The following is a 19,083-nucleotide window of genomic DNA, read 5'->3' as shown; positions in this document are numbered from 1 at the left end:
CGGCCTGCGCGTCAGCGATGCAACCGCGTCTAAGACGCCAACCGCTCCAGCGACTCACCGGTGATACGCACGATGCGCCAGTCCGGCAATACGGTTGCGCCCATCTTTTCATAGAAGTCGATGGCGTTCTGATTCCAGTCCAGCACCGACCATTCGAAGCGGCCGCACTGACGCTCGACCGCAAGTGCCGCAAGCCGCTTGAGCATCTGCGTGCCGAGGCCGCTGCCGCGCAACGTCGGGCGCACGTAGAGATCTTCCAGATACAGCCCGCGCTTGCCGAGAAACGTGGAGAAGTTATGGAAGAAGAGCGCATAGCCGACCACTTCGCCCGCCTGTTCCGCGACCAGCGCTTCGGCTGACGGACGCGCGCCGAAGAGCGCATCGCGCACGCCGTCTTCGGTCGCGATAAACAAATGCGTGAGCTTCTCGAATTCCGCGAGTTCGTACATCAGCGCGTAGATCGCGCCGATATCGGCGGGCGTGGCGGGGCGAATCGACGCGCCGCTCACGCTTCCTCCGGTGCGTCGGACAACACGATTTCTATGCCGCCGAAACGCGACGCCACCCAGTTATAAGCATGGCACGCAATCCACAACAGCACGAAGCCAAGGATTGCGTTGAGCAGCAGCGCGCTCGTGACCGTGCTCACTTCCACCGAGCCGTATCGCACGAACGCGACTACCACGCCGAGCAGCACGATCGGCACGCTGAAAGTCAGATACACGAGGATCAGGGCCTTGGCCGTCTGTCCGGGTGCAATGGATGAGATCTGCTTTTTCATGGACTAAAAACCCGTCTATCGATAAAAAATGGTGGTGATCGCGTCGCCCTGCTTTTTGGCGCGCTCAAACGAGGCCGTCGAACGGCACGATATCCACGGAATCGCCCGTTTCGAGATTGCCGCGATCGTGTTCGAGCACGATGAAGCAATTGGCCCGGCTCATGGAACTCAGCACGCCTGAACCTTGCGGCCCGGTGGTCACGACGCTCCATTGTCCGTCGGCGCGGCGGCTTGCGATGCCGCGCTGAAATTCCGTGCGGCCCGCGCGCTTTTTGATCGGCTCGGCGCAGGTCGCGCGAATCTCGATGAGCGGCTGGCGTGCGGCGCCCGACATGGCCAGCAAGGCTTCACGGACGATGAAGTAGAACGTGGCCATCACGGCAACGGGGTTCCCCGGCAAGCCGAAGAAGAGCGCCGATTCGCCCGTGCCCGCGCGCGGTCCCGACCACAAGCGGCCGAATGCGAGCGGGCGGCCGGGACGCATGGCGATCTTCCAGAACGCGACGTCGCCGAGCGAGTTCATCAGTTCGCGCGTGAAATCGGCGTCGCCAACGGAGACGCCTCCCGAGCTGATGACGACATCCGCTGCTTGCGCCGCTTCGCGCAACGCCTTCTCCAACGATGCCCGGTCGTCGCGCACGATGCCCAGATCGACCGTCTCGACGTCGAGGCGGCGCAGCATCGCGAAAAGGGTGTAGCGGTTGCTGTCGTAGAGGCTGCCGGGCGCAAGCGGTTCGCCGACGGAGCGCAACTCGTCGCCCGTGGAAAAGAACGCGACGACGAGACGCTTCCGAACCGCGACTTCGGCAATTCCGAGCGACGCGAGCAAACCGAGGTCGGACGCCCGCACGATACGGCCTGCTTGCAAAGCGGCCTTTCCGCGAGCCAAGTCTTCGCCAGCGAGCCGCCGGTTCTGGCCTTCGCTTACGACGGTTGATGGGAAGCGAATGACGTCGTCAGCGCGCGTGACGAGTTCTTGCGGCACGACGGTGTCGCAGCCTGGCGGAATCAGCGCGCCCGTCATGATGCGCACGCATTGAGCCGCGTTGGGTTCGGCGCTGAAGGGACGTCCGGCGAGCGCGATACCTGCGACGTTCAGTTCGACGGCATCGCGCGCGGCATTGAGCGCGGCGCTCTTGAACGCGTAGCCGTCCATTGCGGAGTTGTCGAATGCCGGGACATCGATGGGCGAGATCACGTCTTCGGCGAGCACGCGGCCGAGCGCTTCATAAAGACTTACGCGTTCGACACGCCCGGCAGTTCCACGCGGCATGGCCCACTGACGAACGATTTCCTGCGCGGCCGCAACCGGCAGCGCGTTCGGATCGTAGTAAGTGACGCAAGCGGAGAAGGGCCTGGACGTGGTCATGAATCGGAATGGTCGCGACCGAAGTCGGGAAGGACAGCGATGCTGGAACCGGCTGAACCTGAACGAATGCGCGTGGCTAACGACGCGCCAGTTCAGCTAGCTGATGCAAATCATTGATATTGTAAAACGCGCGATCATCGTGAAATGGCACTTGCACCGCCTTGTGGCGCGCGTACCACGCACGGACCTTGCGTTCGCCGGCGGCAAGCCAGGCGTCGAGATCGTCGGCGAGCGAGGTTCGAATCAGCGCGAAAACCGGATGCGCGATGCGCGTTTCGTCCGTATCGACGGTCGCCGCATAAGCGATGTCCGCGCCATGTTCGTCGAGCGCGCGTCGCAACGTGGTGCCGAGTTGCGAATCGACGAAGGGCGCGTCGCAAGGCGCGGTCAGCACGAACTCGGTGTGCGCCGCGCGCAATGCAGTGGCGATGCCGGCAAGCGGGCCGGGATAATCGGCGAGCGAATCGGCGATGACGCGTGCATCGAAACGCGTAGCGAGCCGAGCGTAGTCGTCGCCCGAACGATTCGCGCTGATGAGCATGGCGTCCGTCTGCGGCGCGAGGCGGCGCAGCACATGCAACGCGAGCGGTTCGTCGCGCAGGAGCTGTAGTCCCTTGTCGACGCCGCCCATGCGCGAGCCGCGTCCGCCCGCGAGCACGAGTCCGGTAGTCTGATTTTCCGGGGCCACGGGCATCAACCGCCGATGTACGACATCTCGACGCGCGGCGCTTCACGGCGCGCGTTTCCCGCCGCGCTGCCGCGCAATTGCGAGTAGCGATCGCCGCGCGCGTGCCAGATGTGCGCAACGGCGTTGGCGACGTCGGCATCGCTCGCGCCGCCGCGAATGAGCGCGCGCAGATCGTGGCCGGACGTGGCGAAAAGGCAGAGGTACAGCTTGCCTTCGGTCGAGAGCCGCGCGCGCGTGCAAGTGCCGCAGAACGCGCGCGTGACGCTCGAAATCACGCCGATTTCTCCGCTGCCGTCGAGATAGCCCCAGCGTTGCGCGGTTTCGGCGGCCGTATGCGCTTCGAGCGGCGCGAGCGCGAAGTGCTCGGCGATCCGCTCGACAACTTGCGCGGACGGCAACACCTCGCTCATGTTCCAGCCGTTCGACGCACCGACATCCATGTATTCGATGAAGCGCAGCACCACGCCGCTGCCTTTGAAGTGACGCGCCATCGGCACGACTTCCTGATCGTTCGTGCCACGCTTGACGACCATGTTGACCTTGATCGGCAAAAGGCCCGCCGACTGCGCGGCTTCGATGCCGTCGAGCACGTCGGCCACGGCGAAATCGGCGTCGTTCATGCGGCGAAAAAGCGTGTCGTCGAGCGCATCCAGACTGACCGTGACGCGCGACAGCCCCGCTTCCTTGAGCGAACGTGCCTTGCGCGCGAGCAGCGATCCGTTGGTGGTCAGCGTAAGATCGAGCGGACGGCCTTCGGGCGTGCGCAGAAGCGCGAGTCGTTCGATCAGAAATTCGATGTTCTTGCGCAGTAGCGGCTCACCGCCCGTCAAACGGATTTTTTCGACGCCGTGGGCCACGAAGACGCGCGCCAGCCGCTCGATTTCCTCGAACGAGAGCAGGGCGGAATGCGGCAGAAACGGGTAGTCCTTGTCGAACACGTCGCGCGGCATGCAGTAGACGCAGCGGAAGTTGCAGCGATCCGTGACCGAGATGCGCAGATCGCGCAGCGGACGCGCGAGCGTGTCCGTCAGCAACCCGGATGGCAATGCCACCGCGCCGGAAAAATCCGGAATGGCGCTGACATCGGCTAAGGGGATGATGCGTCGGGACATGGCGGCGGTCTTGCTCGGCTCGGAGGCTTGTTCGAATAGTAGAAGCACGCAGTCATTTTAGCGGAACGCGGCGAACCAGTCGTCTTACCCTTTGGTACAGGCTTTCCATACCTAGGCGTCAAAAAAAACGCCATCGACGTTAGCCGATGGCGTTTTTCCTGCGCAACCGGGCGTTCCGTGGAACGCCCGGTTGCGGCACTACGCTTACTGCGCGTCTTTGCCGGTTTCCACTTGCTGCATCGGCGCGGCGCTCACAGGCGGCAGCGGCTTGCGCTCGCGCGGCACGCGTGCCGGCGCGGCTTCGCGCTCGGCTGCGGCGTTGGCGTCGCGCAGCTTGCTGGCGTCCGTGTTGACCCAGACGAGGCCGGCGGATTCGAGCATCGGCTGCAACGCTTCCGTCGATACCGGCGTCGCGGCCGGTGCAGCCGCGGGCGCGGCGGCTTTCACCGGTTCCGCTTCCACTGCGACGGGCTGCGAAGCCACTGCCGTTTCAATCACGCTTTCAGTTGTCACCGTTTCCACGGCCTGGACCTGCACGGGCGGAACCGAAGTCGCCTCAGGCGTCGCTGCAACCGCGGCGACCTTGACGGGTTCGGCGGGTTCGGCCCGTACCGGCGCGGCTTCGGCGGACGGCGTTTCCGCGATTGCCTCAGCCGGAGCTTCGACCGGCTTGGCCGTTTCCACTGGCTTCGCGGTTTCGACAGGCGCGGCCACTTCGACAGGCTTCGCTTCTTCCACGGCCGCGGGAGCAGCAGGCGTGGCAGGCGCGAAAGGATCGGCGGGCTTCGTTTCCGCGAGTTTCGGCGTCGGGCCGAACGGGTTATCGACCGCGAGCGAAGCATCCGACTTCGCGAAGAACTCCGGCGCCGGTTCGGGCGTCGTCGCCTTCAACTGCGCGTTCGCTTCGATAGCCTCGGTCTGCGACGGCTGCTCGACGCGCACAGGCGCTTGCACCGGTGCAGCGACGGCTTGCTCGGGCGCCTTTTCCACGCTGCGTTCGGCGACAGGCTGCGGCGCGGCAACGGCCGGACGCGGTTCGCGACGCGCGGCGGCTTCTTGCGCGGCTTCCGCGTCGAACACGCCAGCTTGCGCCGACATGCTTTCGGCTGCGCCTTCCGCTTCGGCGACATCGGCGGCGTGATTCACCGTCGTGCCGTCATCTTCACGTTCGCGACGACCGCCACGACGACCGCGACGGCGGCGACGACGCTCTTCGCCATCACGCGCGGCTTGTTCCGCCGATACCGCGTCGAGACCGTTTTGCTGCGCGAAGTCGTCGTCGGTTTGCGCCGTTTCGACGATTTCCGACGGCACCGCTTCGCTTGGCGTCAGTGCTTCGACGGCGGTTTCGGCTTGCGGCTTGCGACGCTCGCCACGTTCCGGACGCTCGGTGCGTTCCGCACGATCGCCACGTTCACCACGCTCGCCGCGATCCGCACGCTCGCGTCGTTCCGGACGCTCCGCAGCCTCGGCGCGCGGTGCGCGTTCGGCGTTTCGGTCCTGATTGCGTTCGCGCGGCTCACGTGCCTCACGCGCCTCGCGGGGCTCGCGTCCTTCACGTCCTTCGCGTGCTTCACGCGGCTCGCGAACTTCGCGCAATTCACGGCCTTCGCGACCCGGACGCGCCTCGCGGTCTTCACGGCGTGCGCCTTGACGGCCCGTGCCATTGCCGCCGCCAACCGCGCCATTCACGCCGTTTGCGCCGGCAGCGGCGCCCACGGCCGCGCCATCGCGATTCGCACCGCCACGGCGATTACGGTTGCGATCGCCGCCGCCCGTGCGTTCGCCGCGCTCCGGGCGCTCGCGTGGCGCGCGCGTGGCGGGTTGCGCTTCGACCGGCGCGGGCGCCGGTTTGACTTCAGGCTGAATGCCGAACAGGTTCTTGATCCACGCGATGAACCCGCCGCTCGCCGGCTCCGGCGTCGCTGCAACGGGCGCGGCCTCGACCGGCGCCGGTTTGACCGGCGCGCTCGGCGCGGGCTTCTCGGGCGTGATGCCCTTGACCGCCGCTTCCTGCTTCGGCTTTACTTCCTCGGTGCGTTTGCTGTAGCCGGTTTCCGATTCCATCTCGGTTGCCGCTTCCACTGCCATCTTCCACGAGGCGCGCGGTTCGTCGAGACGGGCATCGTCGTGACGCAGACGCTCCAGCTTGTAATGCGGCGTCTCCAGATGCTTGTTCGGAATCAGAACGACGTTGACCTTGAAGCGCGACTCGATCTTGTTGATTTCCGAGCGCTTTTCGTTCAATAGGAAGGCGGTCACTTCGACCGGCACCTGGCAATGAATCGCCGCGGTGTTTTCCTTCATCGCTTCTTCCTGAATGATCCGCAGCACTTGCAGCGCGGACGACTCGGTATCGCGGATATGGCCCGTGCCGTTACAACGCGGGCAGGTGACGTGGCTGCCTTCGGAGAGTGCCGGACGCAGCCGCTGACGCGACAGTTCCATCAACCCGAAGCGAGAAATCTTGCCCATTTGTACGCGCGCACGGTCGTGCTTGAGCGCGTCTTTCAGGCGCTGTTCGACCTCGCGCTGGCTTTTTGCCGACTCCATGTCGATGAAGTCGATCACGATCAGCCCGCCCAGATCGCGCAGACGCAACTGGCGCGCGACTTCGTCGGCGGCTTCCAGATTGGTGCGCGTGGCGGTTTCCTCGATGTCGGCGCCCTTGGTCGCGCGCGCCGAGTTCACGTCGATGGCGACGAGCGCCTCGGTGTGATCGATCACGATCGCGCCGCCCGAAGGCAGCGGCACCGTGCGCGAATACGCGGTTTCAATCTGATGCTCGATCTGGAAACGCGAGAACAGCGGCACGTCGTCGTGATAGCGCTTCACCTTTTGCAGGTTGTCGGGCATCACGATGTCCATGAAGGCGCGCGCCTGATCATGGATTTCGGTCGTGTCGATGAGAATTTCGCCGATATCCGGCTGGAAATAGTCGCGAATCGCGCGAATGACGAGGCTCGATTCGAGATAAATCAGCATGGGCTGGCCGGCGACACCGCTCTGCGACGCGGCTTCGATCGCGCGCCACAGTTGCATCAGGTAATTCAGGTCCCACTGGAGTTCTTCGGCCGAGCGTCCGATCCCCGCTGTGCGCGCGATGATGCTCATGCCTTCCGGCAATTCGAGCTGCGCCATGGTTTCGCGCAGTTCCTGCCGCTCGTCGCCTTCGATCCGGCGCGACACGCCGCCGCCGCGCGGGTTGTTCGGCATCAGGACGAGATAGCGTCCGGCGAGCGAAATGAACGTGGTCAGCGCCGCGCCCTTGTTGCCGCGTTCTTCCTTTTCGACCTGAACGATCAGTTCCTGGCCTTCGCGCAGCGCGTCCTGAATGCGCGCGGAGCGCATCTCGATGCCGTCGCGAAAATATTGGCGGGCGACTTCCTTGAACGGCAGAAAACCGTGGCGGTCCTCGCCGTAGTTGACGAAACAGGCTTCGAGCGACGGCTCGATGCGGGTGACGACTCCCTTGTAGATGTTGCCTTTGCGCTGTTCGCGCCCGGCGGTTTCGATGTCGATATCGATGAGCTTCTGCCCATCGACGATGGCGACGCGGAGTTCTTCCTGCTGCGTCGCATTAAACAGCATGCGTTTCATTGAACGGCTCCAGAGCGGCCCTGCCGTCCCTCATCTTGCGAATCGGCGCGGAGTTCGAACCCGTGGTCGAACATCGGCGGGCGAAGCGGGAGGGCGAGCGTGCCGCGCTTTTTGTGTGTTGTCACAAAGCACGCTGGAGCGGGACTTCTGGCGGGAGAATTGCCGAAAGCGGGCACGGGCGCATGAGCGGGCCGGGCCGTGGGGCACCTTGCGACAACTGGGAGGCGCGCCGATACGGTGCGCTGCGCGGTAAAACGCGTCGAGGAAAAACGGCGGCGCCGGGGGTTTCGCGTCTCAAATTAGACGCGCCAAACCCGCTGCGCTCTTCGAACAGAGCCTTCTCCTCCGACGGCGGCAATGCAGGAGGGCGGCCTCGCGTAATTCGCGCGATGCTTCTTCGCCGACCTCGACCCTTGCCTGACCGCGCTGGCACGGCCGCAGACCCGAAAGCTCCGCTGGCGTGCCGCATGTCTCGCCTCACTGCGACGTTTTTTAACTGCTATCGCGCTTCGCCGGAATCAGCGCAGCCGCGATGTCGTCGCGAGTTGTTCGCAATCGGCGAGCTTCGATTTGCCGTTCGTCCCGTTGCTCGATGGCAGGGGAAAATCTGGGCGGGCGACCGGCTTCAACGACCGGGCGCCATCGCTTCTCGCCGATAAAAATTCTTTTTGACCAAAAATCCGTTACCGATCGACGATCACTCGACCGAACGCGCCTGTGGGCCCCGTCCCTGCCGGTGATATCGCCGTGCGTGCAACTTGTTGCTCGATTTTCCGGGCGAGCAACCGGCCCTGGGCACAAGTAAAATGATGGTTTATTGCTTGCACCTGTACAGTCTGATAGTTCGCAGCCACGGTTTTCGTGTCACGCTGTTTTTCAGACTGCTCGCAAATTATATTCAGAATGAATGAGTTAGGCAAAACATCCCATAAACAGGTCGCAAGCGAGCAGGTGTCGATGATCGAAATCGACGAAACCGCTGCCGGTCAGCGCATCGACAATTTTCTGTTGCGCGTCTGCAAGGGCGTGCCCAAAAGCCATATTTACCGAATTCTGCGCAGTGGCGAAGTGCGCGTGAACAAAGGCCGGATCGATTCCGCGTACCGGCTCGAAATCGGCGATCTCGTGCGCGTGCCGCCCATTCGTATCGCGCAGCCGGATGAAAAACCGCTGTCGTCGAACGCGCCGGCCGCTGAATTCCCCATCATTTTCGAGGACGACCATTTGATCGTCATCGACAAACCGTCGGGCGTCGCGGTACACGGCGGCAGCGGCGTGGCGTTTGGCGTCATCGAACAATTGCGCAACGCGCGCCCGCACGCGAAATTTCTCGAACTCGTGCATCGGCTGGATCGCGAGACGTCCGGCGTGCTCATGCTTGCCAAAAAGCGCGCGGCGCTCGTCAATCTGCACGAGCAGATTCGTGAGAATCGCATCGACAAACGTTACTACGCGCTCGGACATGGCGACTGGCCAAGCGACTGGGGACGGCGGCGTATCGTCAAGGAGCCGCTGCACAAGTACGTGGCGGCGGACGGCGAGCGGCGCGTGCGGATTCAGGAGAACGGTCTGCCATCGCATACGGTTTTCAATCTGATCGAGCGCTGGGACGACTACGCTTGGGTCGAGGCCGAACTTAAAACCGGCCGCACGCACCAGATTCGCGTGCATATGGCGAGTCTCGGCCTGCCTATTGCGGGCGATGCCAAATACGGCGATTTCGCGCTCAACAAGGAGCTCGCGCGTCCGAACGCGAAACCGTCGCTCAAACGCATGTTTTTGCACGCTTATCGACTGAAAATCACGCATCCGGCGACCGGCGAGCCGCTGCAGCTCGAAGCGCCGCTGCCGGCGGAATGCCGGCGCTGCATCGACCAGCTCAAGCTCTTAAACCAAGATCAACAGTGAGACACGTTACATGGCGCGGCAGCAATTCGATTTGATCGTCTTCGACTGGGACGGCACCTTGATGGATTCGACCGCGCACATCACGCGCAGCATTCAGGCGGCATGCCGCGATCTGGGGCTGCCAGTTCCGGCCGATGAATCCGCGAGCTACGTGATCGGCCTCGGCCTCAGGGACGCGCTGCAGATTTGCGCGCCCACGCTCGATCCTTCCGAGTATCCGCGTCTGGCCGAGCGTTATCGCTATCACTTTTTGACGACCGGCCAGACGACCGAACTTTTCACTGGCGTGCGCGAGTTGCTTCGGGAACTGCGCGAAGAGGGCTATTTTCTCGCGGTGGCGACGGGCAAGAGCCGTGTCGGACTGAACCGCGCGCTCGACGAGTCGCGCCTCACGAGCCATTTCGACGCCACGCGCTGCGCCGACGAAACCTTTTCGAAGCCGCATCCGGCCATGCTCCACGAACTCACGCGCGAACTCGGCCAGGATTTGTCGCGCACGGTGATGATCGGCGACACCACGCACGACCTGCAGATGGCGATCAACGCGGGCGCGGCGGGCATCGGCGTGGGCTACGGCGCGCATCCGGCAGATTCGCTGACGAAGCTGGAACCGAAGTTCTGCGCGGATAGCATCGCGTCTCTGGCGGGCTGGCTGCGGGAGCACGCATGAGCGAGCCGACGCAAGCCGCGAACGCCGTGCGCGTGTGCGCCGCCGATGAACTCGTCGACGGCGGCGCGGGCCGGCGCCTGAATGCGGCGGACGCGAGCGGCGAAGCGGTGGTGTTCTTCGTGCGCTACGACGGCAAACCTTTCGGCTACCTCAACCGCTGCGCGCATGTCCCGATGGAACTCGACTGGGTCGAAGGCCAGTTCTTCGAAAGCTCGGGCCTATACTTGATGTGCGCGACGCACGGCGCGATCTACGAGCCCGACACGGGCAAGTGCGTCGGCGGTCCGTGCCGCGGCGCGCGTCTGCGCGCACTCGCCGTCGAGGAACGCGACACGCCCGAAGGCCGCGCGGTCTTCTGGCTGCCCGACGACACGCTGCGCCCGGCCTGAATCCCCATTTTTCCTTGAGCTGGTTTGACGACCAGAAGGCAAACGCATGTCCGACAACTTTCCTCAAAACCCGCGCGGTAACGATCGCGGCAATGACAATTGGGAGCGCGAGGCGCTCGAACGCATCGCGCTGGCATCCGTTCGCGAGCAGCGTGCGGCGCGGCGCTGGCGCATTTTCTTTCGCTTCGTATTTCTCGCGGTGATTGCCGTGATCGCCTGGCGCGTGTTCGATCTGACCGGCGACCACGTCGCCAAGAGTACGCGCCATACCGCGCTCATCGACTTGCAGGGCGAGATTTCGAGTAATGGCGATGCCAGCGCCGACAACATCGGCGGCGCGCTCGAAAGCGCGTTCGAGGACGACGGCACGGCGGGCGTGATTTTGCGCATCAACAGTCCGGGCGGCTCGCCGGTGCAGGCGGGCATTATTTATCGCGAAATCAAGCGTTTGCGGGCGAAGTATCCGAAGACGCCGCTTTACGTCGTCGTCGATGACATGTGCGCGTCGGGCGGCTATTACGTCGCGGCGGCGGCGGACAAGATCTACGTGGACAAGGCGAGCATCGTCGGCTCGATTGGCGTGCTGATGGACGGTTTCGGCTTCACCGGGCTGATGGACAAGCTCGGCATCCAGCGCCGCATGCATACGGCGGGCGCGAACAAGGGTTCGTTCGATCCGTTTTCGCCCGAGACGCCGCAGATGACCGCGCACGCCCAGGACATGCTCGACCAGATCCACGCGCAGTTCATCGACGCGGTGAAACAGGGGCGCGGCACGCGTCTGAAGGACGATCCTGACTTGTTTTCGGGAGAGTTCTGGACAGGCGAGAAGAGCGTCCAGCTTGGACTCGCGGATGGTTTCGGCGACGCCAGCTACGTCGCGCGCGAGATCATCAAGCAGCCGGATATCGTCGATTACACGCAGAAGGAAAGCATCGGCGAGAAGGTGGTGAAGCGCTTTGGCGCTTCTGTCGGCGATGCGGCGGTGCGGGCGTTGACGCTTGGCGGGAAGGTGCAGGTGCGGTGAGGGCGTGAGGGCGAGCGGCGCACAAACCCACGCCTGACCGCACCGACCTCAAGCCCCCAGCAACAGAAAAATCGCCGGCCGTTTGTGCAATTCCGGCGCGGCTTGCTTCTTCCAGTCCGCTGCCGTGCGCGTCACGATGGTTTCGCCGGGCAGCGTCAAATCCACCGCGACGCAGATCAGCGTCGACGGCGCGCAGATCGCGATGAGCGTGTCCAGCATCGCCCGATTGCGATACGGTGTCTCAATGAAAATCTGCGTCTGGTTCGCCTTGCGCGACAGTTGTTCCAGCTCGCGCAGGCGCTTGCCGCGCTCGGCGGCATCCACGGGAAGATAGCCGTTGAACGCGAAGCTCTGGCCGTTCATGCCCGACGCCATGAGCGCGAGCAGAATTGAACTCGGTCCGACGAACGGCACGACCTTCACGCCTCGCTGATGCGCGCGCCGCACGAGCAGCGCGCCCGGATCGGCGACGGCGGGGCAGCCGGCTTCCGAGACGAGTCCCGCGTCGGCGCCGGCGAGAATCGGCGCGAGCAGTTTGTCGATTTCGCCGGGCGGCGTATTGACGTTCAGCTCCCGAACCTCGATTTCCTGAATCGGCCGCGTCGTGCCTACTTTCTTGAGGAATGCGCGCGTCGTCTTGGCGTTCTCGCCGATGTAATAACCTAGCGCGGCTGCCTGCGCGCGCACCGGCTCGGGCAGCACTTGCGCGAGTGCTTCGGCATCGCCTTCGCCAAGCGTATTGGGGATCAGATAAAGGACGCCGCTCATGCTGCCGCTCCGAGAAGGGGAAAACCGGCCGCGCGCAACATCTTGCTCAGCGCGATGAGCGGCAGGCCGATGAGCGCGGTGGGATCGTCGGAGTCGATCGCATCGAGCAACACGATGCCGAGCCCTTCGGACTTGGCGCTGCCCGCGCAGTCGTAGGGCGTTTCGGCGCGAAGGTAGGCTTCGATTTCGGCGTTTGTGTAATCGCGAAACTGCACGCGGGTGACGATATCGGCCGATTGCACGTTTTCCGTGGCGCTGTCGAACACGCACAGCGCGCTGTGGAAGTCGACGCCGCGGCCGCGCATCGCGCGCAGTTGCGCGACGGCGTTGTCGTGCGTGCCGGGCTTGCCGATCTGACGTCCGTCGAAGGTCGCGACCTGATCGGAGCCGATCACGAGCGCGTCCGGCGCCTCGACGGCCGCCGCGCGCGCCTTGGCGATGGAAAGACGCACGGCCGTTGCCTCGGGCGATTCGCCGGCAAGCGGCGTTTCATCGACACCGGACACGATGACATCGAAAGGTATGCGCAAACGCGCCAATAACTCGCGCCGATATGGCGAACCCGACGCCAGAACCAGGCGCCGCGTGGGCGAAGACGAAGCAAAAACGTCGGACATAAACGGAAATCAGCAAAAATGGGTGAAAAACGACGGGTTGCGAACGAGTCCTTAAGTGTTTGACTCGAAAGAACAAAGCCGTTATAGTTTTGGGCTTTTCATCGGTATGGTGCTTGGGCGCTCTAGCCGGTGAATAGGGAAGAGATAACTAGTACCGCGGAATTAACAGCGGTGGCGCAAACCAAGGTGACGCAAACAAAGCACGTTTGACGTCATGCTGCAAATCCGGGCAAGCCACGCCTGCCTTTTGGCACCGGGCGGTGCATACTGACTCGTAGCAGTACCGGACTGTAGCAGCGGGCGCGTAGCCAAGTGCAGACTCAAGCGCTAACCGAAGCGCCGACCGCACCCGAACGAAACACGTACGAACAACGCACGGCACATAGCAGGAGCGCACATGACTCAGAATCCTGGCAAACCTGCGAGCCCCGCCAATCCGCGCGCGCTCGATCTTTACGATTTTGCCAAGAGCGGCAGGCAGGCAGCGGGCGCGGTCCGCGTTTCGCAACTGCCGCGCATGTTAGCCGAAGTGCCGGCAGATGCGCCAGACCGCGACACGGTGTTCACCTGGCAGGCCGAGGGATCGACCCAGCCGGAATTGCAGGACAACGGCACGGAAGCGCCGCAGCCTTATTTGCGCCTCGCGGTGCACGGCTCGGTTTATCTGATGTGCCAGCGCTGTCTTTTGCCGTATTCGCAGCATCTCGATGTCGATGCGACTGATCGGATCGTGGCGACGGAAGAAGAAGCGGACGAGTATCCGCTCGATGACGATGAAGTCGATGTGATCGTAGGCTCGCATCAGTTCGATCTGATCGACTTGATCGAAGAAGAGTTGTTGTTGGCCTTGCCGCTCGTGCCGAAGCACAACGTCTGCCCGAAGGTGCATGAAAGTCTGCTCCAGGGCGAAGACGGTGACGAAGCAGGCGAAGCGGACGGCGAACCGGGCGCTTCCGGAAAATCGGACAAGCCCAATCCGTTTGCCGTTCTGCAGAAGCTCAAGGACGACAAGAAGCATTGAACGGACTCAAAGCTCGAGCCTTGGCAATGTTGGCAATGAGCCGGGGCAAAGCTCTAGCAGGATCGGCAGCACGCAACAAACTGGTGGCGCGAAGCGCTCACGATCAACCCGATGGCCTGCAGGTCGAGGGCTGTCGGCGGTTCGGGCTGTGTTAGAATTCGCAAAATTTTTCTGGAGTAATCATGGCAGTTCAGCAAAACAAGAAGTCGCCGTCGAAGCGCGGCATGCACCGTTCCCACGACTTCCTCAACGCAGCGCCGCTGGCAGTTGAGCCGAGCACGGGTGAAGTGCATCTGCGTCACCACGTGAGCCCGAATGGCTACTATCGTGGCAAGAAAGTCGTCAAGACGAAGAACGACTAAGCGTTTCGCGCTTGGCCTGATGCGTCACCGCACAGCGGACGCTCGCGCCTGCTACGCTTTTGACACTTTCCCGGTACGACAAGAAGGCGGCATTTCACTGCCGCTTTTTTGTGCCTGAAATTCGTCGCTTCCCATGACCGTAAAGATAACCATTGACTGCATGGGAGGCGATCACGGTCCGGCCGTGACCGTTCCCGCTGCCGTCAATTTCGTGCGCGCGCATCCCGACGCGCATCTGATGCTCGTCGGCATCGAGCAGTCCATTCGCGCGCAATTGAAAAAATTGAAGGCGCTGGACGAACCACGCCTGACTGTCGTTCCCGCGACCGAAGTCGTCGCCATGGACGACCCCGTCGAAGTCGCGCTGCGCAAGAAGAAAGATTCGTCGATGCGCGTCGCGCTCAACCTCGTCAAAGAGGGCGAGGCACAAACCTGCATCTCCGCCGGCAACACCGGCGCGCTCATGGCGGTCTCCCGCTATGTGCTGAAAACGCTCGCCGGTATCGAGCGGCCGGCCATCGCGTTCGCCATGCCGAGCCAGAAGGGCTACACCACCGTGCTCGATCTCGGCGCCAATGTCGACTGCGAACCCGAGCATCTGCTGCAGTTTGCGGAAATGGGCCACGCGCTCGTTTCGGCGATCGAAGGGCGCGAGCGGCCGACCATCGGCTTGCTCAATATCGGCGAAGAAGTCATCAAGGGCAACGAAACGATCAAGCGCGCGGGCGAACTGCTGCGTGCGAGCACGCTCAACTTCTACGGCAACGTGGAAGGCAACGACATCTATAAAGGCACGACCGATGTCGTGGTTTGCGACGGCTTCGTCGGCAATGTCGCGTTGAAGACTTCCGAAGGTCTCGCGAAAATGCTTGCCGACATCATCAAGGAAGAGTTCAGCCGCAACCTGCCGAGCAAGCTGATGGCGCTCGTGGCGCTGCCCGTTCTCAAGCGTTTCAAGAAGCGCGTCGATCCCGCGCAATATAACGGCGCCGCCTTGCTGGGATTGCGCGGCCTCGTGATCAAGAGCCACGGATCGGCCGAAGCCTTCGGGTTTGAGTGGGCCATCAAACGCGGGTATGATGCCGTCAAAAATGGTGTGCTCGAACGTCTCGTGCGCGCAATGGAGGAGAATGCGCCTGCCGCGCGCGAAGGCGCCGCGAGCACTTCCGCCACCGATGCCGCAAGCGGCGTCGCGACGGAACTGAACCCGCAGCCGAACTCGCGTCCGAATCCGCCGGACGCCTCGGGGACTGCGCTACACTCGAAGGCATAATGGCTCAATCCAATCTTTACGCTCGAGTGCTCGGCACAGGCAGCTATCTGCCGGCCGAGCGCGTTACGAATCAGGCATTGGCGGACCGTCTCGCTAAAGAAGGCGTCGAGACGAGCGACGAATGGATCGTCGCGCGAACCGGCATTCACGCACGGCACTTTGCGGCTCCTGATCAAACCACGAGCGATCTCGCGCTGGTCGCATCGCAACGAGCCATCGAGGCGGCGGGCATCGACCCGCAATCCATCGATCTCATTATCGTGGCAACCTCCACGCCGGACTTCGTGTTTCCGAGCACGGCGTGTCTCTTGCAGAACAAGCTCGGCATCAAGAACAACGGCGCGGCGTTCGACGTGCAGGCCGTCTGTTCCGGTTTCGCTTATGGCGTCGCGACGGCGGACAGTTTCATTCGCAGCGGTCTGAATCGCACGGCGCTCGTCGTCGGCGCGGAAACGTTCTCGCGCATTCTCGACTTCAAGGACCGCACGACCTGCGTGCTGTTCGGCGACGGCGCGGGCGCGGTCGTGCTGCAGGCGTCCGAGGAAGCGGGCGTGCTGTCGAGCGCGCTGCATGCGGACGGCAGCTATTCCGACATTCTCTGCACGCCGGGCAACGTGAACGGCGGTGTGATTTCCGGCAGCGCGTTCCTGCACATGGATGGCCAGGCGGTGTTCAAGCTCGCCGTCAACGTGCTCGAAAAAGTGGCTATCGAAGCGCTTGAGAAAGCGAAGCTCACGCCGAACGACATCGACTGGCTGATCCCCCATCAAGCCAATATCCGCATCATGCAGAGCACTTGCCGCAAGCTGCATCTGCCGCAGGAGCGCATGGTCGTGACGGTGGGCGAGCATGGCAATACGTCGGCGGCGTCGATTCCGCTCGCGCTCGATGTCGCCGTGCGCGACGGGCGTATTAAGCGTGGCCAGAACGTGCTGATCGAAGGCGTGGGCGGCGGCTTCACGTGGGGCGCGTCGGTCTTCCGCTATTGATCGCTCAAGCCACTCGCTTTCTTCCTCAATCTTCTCGATCCCCATCAATCTGAATTCGATCCGCTGAAAAGGCCGCCGCGGCCACACCATGCGCGCGCGGCGCAAGCACAGCCGGCGTCGGCCATTTGCCGGCCGGCGCAGAGAGGCGGATCGTTCCAATCCAACGAGGACGATATGAAATTTGCGTTCGTTTTCCCCGGCCAAGGTTCGCAGTCGATCGGCATGCTCAACGCATTCGCCGATCACGCCGTCGTGCGCAACACCGTGCAGCAGGCATCCGATGCGCTCGGCCAGGATCTCGGCAAGCTGATCGCCGAAGGTCCGGCCGAAGAGCTGAATCTCACGACCAACACACAGCCCGTCATGCTGACGGCGGCTTATGCCATTTACCGCGTGTGGGAAGCACAAACCGGTCTGAAGCCGGCGATCGTTGCAGGCCATAGCCTCGGCGAATACACCGCGCTCGTCGCGGCCGGCGCGCTGGCTTTCGCGGATGCCGTGCCGCTCGTGCGATTCCGCGCGCAAGCAATGCAGAGCGCGGTTCCGGTGGGCGTCGGCGGCATGGCCGCGATCCTGGGTCTCGACGACGACACCGTGCGCGCCGTATGCGCCGAAGCGTCGTCGGCGGGCGTGGTCGAAGCCGTCAACTTCAACGCGCCGGCGCAAGTCGTGATCGCGGGCTCCAAGGCGGCCGTCGAAAAGGCATGCGAAATCGCAAAGGCGAAGGGCGCGAAGCGCGCGCTGCCGCTGCCGGTTTCCGCGCCGTTTCATTCGTCGCTGCTGAAGCCCGCTTCGGACCAGTTGCGCGATTACCTCGCGAAGGTCGACATCGAGGCGCCGCGGATTCCGCTGATCAATAACATCGACGTGGCAAACGTCTCCGATCCCGCCGCTATCAAGGACGCGCTCGTGCGTCAGGCAGCAGGCCCGGTGCGCTGGGTCGAATGCGTGCAGGCGATTGCGCGCGAAGGCGTCACGCACGTGATTGAATGCGGTCCGGGCAAGGTGCTCGCGGGTCTCACGAAGCGGATCGACGGCAACCTCGTCGGCGGATCGATTTTCGATCCGGCATCGCTCGAAGAAACGCGCAAACTGATCGCTGCATAGTCGGAGTGGAACAATGAATCTGGACAATCAGGTAGCTATCGTCACGGGCGCGTCGCGCGGCATTGGCCGGGCAATCGCGCTGGAACTCGCGCGGCAGGGCGCGACGGTCATCGGCACGGCGACGAGCGAAAGCGGCGCGGCCGGCATTGGCGAAGCGTTGCAGCAAGCGGGCGGCAAGGGTCGCGGCGCGGTGCTCGACGTCAACGACGCAGCCGCCGCGGACTCGTTCATCGAGTCCACGGTCAAGGAGTTCGGTGGCCTGAACATTCTCGTGAACAACGCGGGCATCACCAAAGATCAGCTTGCCATGCGCATGAAAGACGACGAATTCGACGCCGTCATCGACACCAATCTGCGCGCCGTGTTTCGTCTATCACGCGCCGTCCTGCGCCCGATGATGAAGGCGCGTGGCGGGCGCATCATCAACATCACGTCGGTGGTCGGCTCGTCGGGCAATCCCGGCCAGGCCAACTATGCGGCGGCGAAGGCGGGCGTGGCGGGCATGACGCGGGCGCTCGCACGCGAGATCGGCAGCCGCGGCATTACGGTGAACTGCATCGCGCCGGGTTTCATCGATACCGACATGACCAAGGTTTTGCCCGAAGAGCAGCGCACCGCGCTCACCGCGCAGATACCACTTGGCCGACTGGGCAGCCCGGAAGATATCGCGCATGCTGTGTCGTTCCTGGCGTCGCCGTTCGCTGGATACATCACCGGCACGACCTTGCACGTGAACGGCGGCATGTACATGTAAAGCTGTAAAGGCGAGGAAAGGGCGCAATAGGCATTTCGCCGTTTTTCGCTTAATATCCGCGCCGAGACGGGCGCGCAAAATGCTCAAGGCATGGCGCGCACCGCCGGACTCGGTGGCAGAAAAAATCGCTGTGAAGCCCGGCAAGCCCTCTTGTAGGAGCGCGTCGGGCAGCGCAGCATGGAACTGACGCGCCGTATTTTGCGGGTCCAAACCTGATAAAATGCGCGCACTCGTATTTTTGAACTTTTTATCCCTCGGAGGGCTGCATGGACAATATCGAACAGCGCGTGAAGAAGATCGTCGCCGAACAACTTGGCGTGGCCGAAGCTGAAATCAAGAACGAAGCTTCGTTCGTCAACGATCTCGGCGCTGACTCGCTCGATACCGTCGAACTGGTGATGGCACTGGAAGACGAGTTCGGCATGGAAATTCCCGATGAAGAGGCAGAAAAGATCACCACGGTTCAGCAAGCAATCGACTACGCTCGCGCCAACGTCAAGGCCTAAGGCCGGACGCGCCAGCGACTCATCGCTCATCGAGCCAGATGTTTTGTCGCTGCTCAGACCGATTTAACAGCCACAGGGCACACAGGGCGGTTTCCTGTGGCCGCTGTGGCTTTTGTTTTTCGTCATTCTATGGATAAGGGGT

General features: G+C 63.1%; 19 protein-coding genes. 11 read left to right on the top strand and 8 right to left on the bottom strand.

The window, feature by feature from the left end; genetic code table 11:
• Positions 1-29 precede the first annotated feature (29 nt).
• The 6 genes from LDZ28_RS09655 to LDZ28_RS09630 form a co-directional block, all read right to left on the bottom strand.
• Positions 30-509 (bottom strand): GNAT family N-acetyltransferase, encoded by a 480-nt coding sequence (locus LDZ28_RS09655; RefSeq protein ID WP_305038162.1) that lies wholly within the window; start codon positions 507-509, stop codon positions 30-32.
• Positions 506-781, bottom strand: coding sequence for a hypothetical protein (locus LDZ28_RS09650; protein WP_049655276.1), 276 nt, complete (start codon positions 779-781; stop codon positions 506-508). The genes LDZ28_RS09655 and LDZ28_RS09650 overlap by 4 nt, the downstream gene beginning before the upstream one ends.
• Before the next feature lie 64 nt (positions 782-845).
• Complete coding sequence (gene glp / locus LDZ28_RS09645) at positions 846-2,150, bottom strand: gephyrin-like molybdotransferase Glp (RefSeq protein WP_244825839.1); 1,305 nt, start codon at positions 2,148-2,150, stop codon at positions 846-848.
• 76 nt (positions 2,151-2,226) lie between these two features.
• Positions 2,227-2,844 (bottom strand): molybdenum cofactor guanylyltransferase MobA, encoded by a 618-nt coding sequence (gene mobA / locus LDZ28_RS09640; RefSeq protein ID WP_244825837.1) that lies wholly within the window; start codon positions 2,842-2,844, stop codon positions 2,227-2,229.
• Positions 2,844-3,950, bottom strand: coding sequence for a GTP 3',8-cyclase MoaA (gene moaA / locus LDZ28_RS09635; RefSeq protein WP_244825835.1), 1,107 nt, complete (start codon positions 3,948-3,950; stop codon positions 2,844-2,846). Before moaA ends, mobA begins: the two co-directional genes overlap by 1 nt.
• 204 nt (positions 3,951-4,154) lie before the next feature.
• The gene (locus tag LDZ28_RS09630; protein WP_244825834.1) at positions 4,155-7,550 is read right to left on the bottom strand and encodes an Rne/Rng family ribonuclease; all 3,396 of its coding nucleotides are present in this window, start codon (positions 7,548-7,550) and stop codon (positions 4,155-4,157) included.
• A 903-nt stretch (positions 7,551-8,453) separates the two neighbouring features.
• On the opposite strand from LDZ28_RS09630, the gene LDZ28_RS09625 reads away from it, so the two are divergent.
• From LDZ28_RS09625 to LDZ28_RS09610, 4 genes are read left to right on the top strand one after another with little or no spacing between them, the layout of a single operon-like run.
• A complete protein-coding gene (locus LDZ28_RS09625; protein WP_244825832.1) occupies positions 8,454-9,458 on the top strand; it encodes an RluA family pseudouridine synthase in 1,005 nt (334 codons plus the stop codon).
• A gap of 10 nt (positions 9,459-9,468) precedes the next feature.
• Complete coding sequence (locus LDZ28_RS09620; RefSeq protein ID WP_244825830.1) at positions 9,469-10,128, top strand: HAD-IA family hydrolase; 660 nt, start codon at positions 9,469-9,471, stop codon at positions 10,126-10,128.
• Positions 10,125-10,517 (top strand): Rieske 2Fe-2S domain-containing protein, encoded by a 393-nt coding sequence (locus LDZ28_RS09615; protein WP_244825828.1) that lies wholly within the window; start codon positions 10,125-10,127, stop codon positions 10,515-10,517. The genes LDZ28_RS09620 and LDZ28_RS09615 overlap by 4 nt, the downstream gene beginning before the upstream one ends.
• 46 nt (positions 10,518-10,563) lie before the next feature.
• Positions 10,564-11,544, top strand: a complete 981-nt coding sequence (locus LDZ28_RS09610) for a S49 family peptidase (protein ID WP_244825826.1) — start codon at positions 10,564-10,566, stop codon at positions 11,542-11,544.
• A gap of 48 nt (positions 11,545-11,592) precedes the next feature.
• Here the strand turns inward: LDZ28_RS09610 and LDZ28_RS09605 are convergent, their stop codons facing one another.
• Both LDZ28_RS09605 and LDZ28_RS09600 read right to left on the bottom strand, forming a co-directional pair.
• Positions 11,593-12,312: an SAM-dependent methyltransferase gene (locus LDZ28_RS09605; protein WP_244825825.1), complete on the bottom strand. Its 720-nt coding sequence runs from the start codon at positions 12,310-12,312 to the stop codon at positions 11,593-11,595.
• Positions 12,309-12,929 carry a Maf-like protein gene (locus LDZ28_RS09600; protein WP_244825824.1) on the bottom strand — a complete coding sequence of 207 codons (621 nt, stop codon included), beginning with the start codon at positions 12,927-12,929 and terminating at the stop codon, positions 12,309-12,311. The genes LDZ28_RS09605 and LDZ28_RS09600 overlap by 4 nt, the downstream gene beginning before the upstream one ends.
• A gap of 397 nt (positions 12,930-13,326) precedes the next feature.
• On the opposite strand from LDZ28_RS09600, the gene LDZ28_RS09595 reads away from it, so the two are divergent.
• From LDZ28_RS09595 to acpP, 7 genes are all read left to right on the top strand, one after another.
• Positions 13,327-13,950, top strand: coding sequence for a DUF177 domain-containing protein (locus LDZ28_RS09595; protein WP_244825822.1), 624 nt, complete (start codon positions 13,327-13,329; stop codon positions 13,948-13,950).
• A 182-nt stretch (positions 13,951-14,132) separates the two neighbouring features.
• Positions 14,133-14,312, top strand: coding sequence for a 50S ribosomal protein L32 (gene rpmF / locus LDZ28_RS09590; RefSeq protein ID WP_007741736.1), 180 nt, complete (start codon positions 14,133-14,135; stop codon positions 14,310-14,312).
• Between the two features lie 133 nt (positions 14,313-14,445).
• A complete protein-coding gene (gene plsX / locus LDZ28_RS09585; protein ID WP_244825820.1) occupies positions 14,446-15,585 on the top strand; it encodes a phosphate acyltransferase PlsX in 1,140 nt (379 codons plus the stop codon).
• Entirely contained in the window at positions 15,585-16,574 is a 990-nt protein-coding gene (locus tag LDZ28_RS09580) for a beta-ketoacyl-ACP synthase III (RefSeq protein WP_244825818.1), read from the top strand. The genes plsX and LDZ28_RS09580 overlap by 1 nt, the downstream gene beginning before the upstream one ends.
• A 174-nt stretch (positions 16,575-16,748) precedes the next feature.
• A complete protein-coding gene (gene fabD / locus LDZ28_RS09575) occupies positions 16,749-17,681 on the top strand; it encodes an ACP S-malonyltransferase (RefSeq protein WP_244825816.1) in 933 nt (310 codons plus the stop codon).
• A 13-nt stretch (positions 17,682-17,694) separates the two neighbouring features.
• Positions 17,695-18,435, top strand: coding sequence for a 3-oxoacyl-ACP reductase FabG (gene fabG / locus LDZ28_RS09570; RefSeq protein WP_244825814.1), 741 nt, complete (start codon positions 17,695-17,697; stop codon positions 18,433-18,435).
• Positions 18,436-18,701: 266 nt separating this feature from the next.
• On the top strand, positions 18,702-18,941 hold the full coding sequence (acpP, locus tag LDZ28_RS09565; RefSeq protein WP_004197638.1) for an acyl carrier protein: 240 nt from the start codon (positions 18,702-18,704) through the stop codon (positions 18,939-18,941).
• Positions 18,942-19,083 lie beyond the last annotated feature (142 nt).

It is taken from the genome of Caballeronia sp. TF1N1, from assembly GCF_022878925.1.
GTDB lineage: Bacteria > Pseudomonadota > Gammaproteobacteria > Burkholderiales > Burkholderiaceae > Caballeronia.
This window is presented reverse-complemented; position numbering and strand designations above follow the sequence as displayed.

What these genes read in the sequence shown, in the direction of transcription:
- LDZ28_RS09650 (WP_049655276.1), bottom strand. Translation starts at nt 781, where the DNA reads ATGAAAAAGCAGATCTCATCCATTGCACCCGGACAGACGGCCAAGGCC.
- glp (WP_244825839.1), bottom strand. Translation starts at nt 2,150, where the DNA reads ATGACCACGTCCAGGCCCTTCTCCGCTTGCGTCACTTACTACGATCCG.
- mobA (WP_244825837.1), bottom strand. Translation starts at nt 2,844, where the DNA reads ATGCCCGTGGCCCCGGAAAATCAGACTACCGGACTCGTGCTCGCGGGC.
- moaA (WP_244825835.1), bottom strand. Translation starts at nt 3,950, where the DNA reads ATGTCCCGACGCATCATCCCCTTAGCCGATGTCAGCGCCATTCCGGAT.
- LDZ28_RS09630 (WP_244825834.1), bottom strand. Translation starts at nt 7,550, where the DNA reads ATGAAACGCATGCTGTTTAATGCGACGCAGCAGGAAGAACTCCGCGTC.
- LDZ28_RS09625 (WP_244825832.1), top strand. Translation starts at nt 8,454, where the DNA reads ATGAATGAGTTAGGCAAAACATCCCATAAACAGGTCGCAAGCGAGCAG.
- LDZ28_RS09620 (WP_244825830.1), top strand. Translation starts at nt 9,469, where the DNA reads ATGGCGCGGCAGCAATTCGATTTGATCGTCTTCGACTGGGACGGCACC.
- LDZ28_RS09615 (WP_244825828.1), top strand. Translation starts at nt 10,125, where the DNA reads ATGAGCGAGCCGACGCAAGCCGCGAACGCCGTGCGCGTGTGCGCCGCC.
- LDZ28_RS09610 (WP_244825826.1), top strand. Translation starts at nt 10,564, where the DNA reads ATGTCCGACAACTTTCCTCAAAACCCGCGCGGTAACGATCGCGGCAAT.
- LDZ28_RS09605 (WP_244825825.1), bottom strand. Translation starts at nt 12,312, where the DNA reads ATGAGCGGCGTCCTTTATCTGATCCCCAATACGCTTGGCGAAGGCGAT.
- LDZ28_RS09600 (WP_244825824.1), bottom strand. Translation starts at nt 12,929, where the DNA reads ATGTCCGACGTTTTTGCTTCGTCTTCGCCCACGCGGCGCCTGGTTCTG.
- LDZ28_RS09595 (WP_244825822.1), top strand. Translation starts at nt 13,327, where the DNA reads ATGACTCAGAATCCTGGCAAACCTGCGAGCCCCGCCAATCCGCGCGCG.
- rpmF (WP_007741736.1), top strand. Translation starts at nt 14,133, where the DNA reads ATGGCAGTTCAGCAAAACAAGAAGTCGCCGTCGAAGCGCGGCATGCAC.
- plsX (WP_244825820.1), top strand. Translation starts at nt 14,446, where the DNA reads ATGACCGTAAAGATAACCATTGACTGCATGGGAGGCGATCACGGTCCG.
- LDZ28_RS09580 (WP_244825818.1), top strand. Translation starts at nt 15,585, where the DNA reads ATGGCTCAATCCAATCTTTACGCTCGAGTGCTCGGCACAGGCAGCTAT.
- fabD (WP_244825816.1), top strand. Translation starts at nt 16,749, where the DNA reads ATGAAATTTGCGTTCGTTTTCCCCGGCCAAGGTTCGCAGTCGATCGGC.
- fabG (WP_244825814.1), top strand. Translation starts at nt 17,695, where the DNA reads ATGAATCTGGACAATCAGGTAGCTATCGTCACGGGCGCGTCGCGCGGC.
- acpP (WP_004197638.1), top strand. Translation starts at nt 18,702, where the DNA reads ATGGACAATATCGAACAGCGCGTGAAGAAGATCGTCGCCGAACAACTT.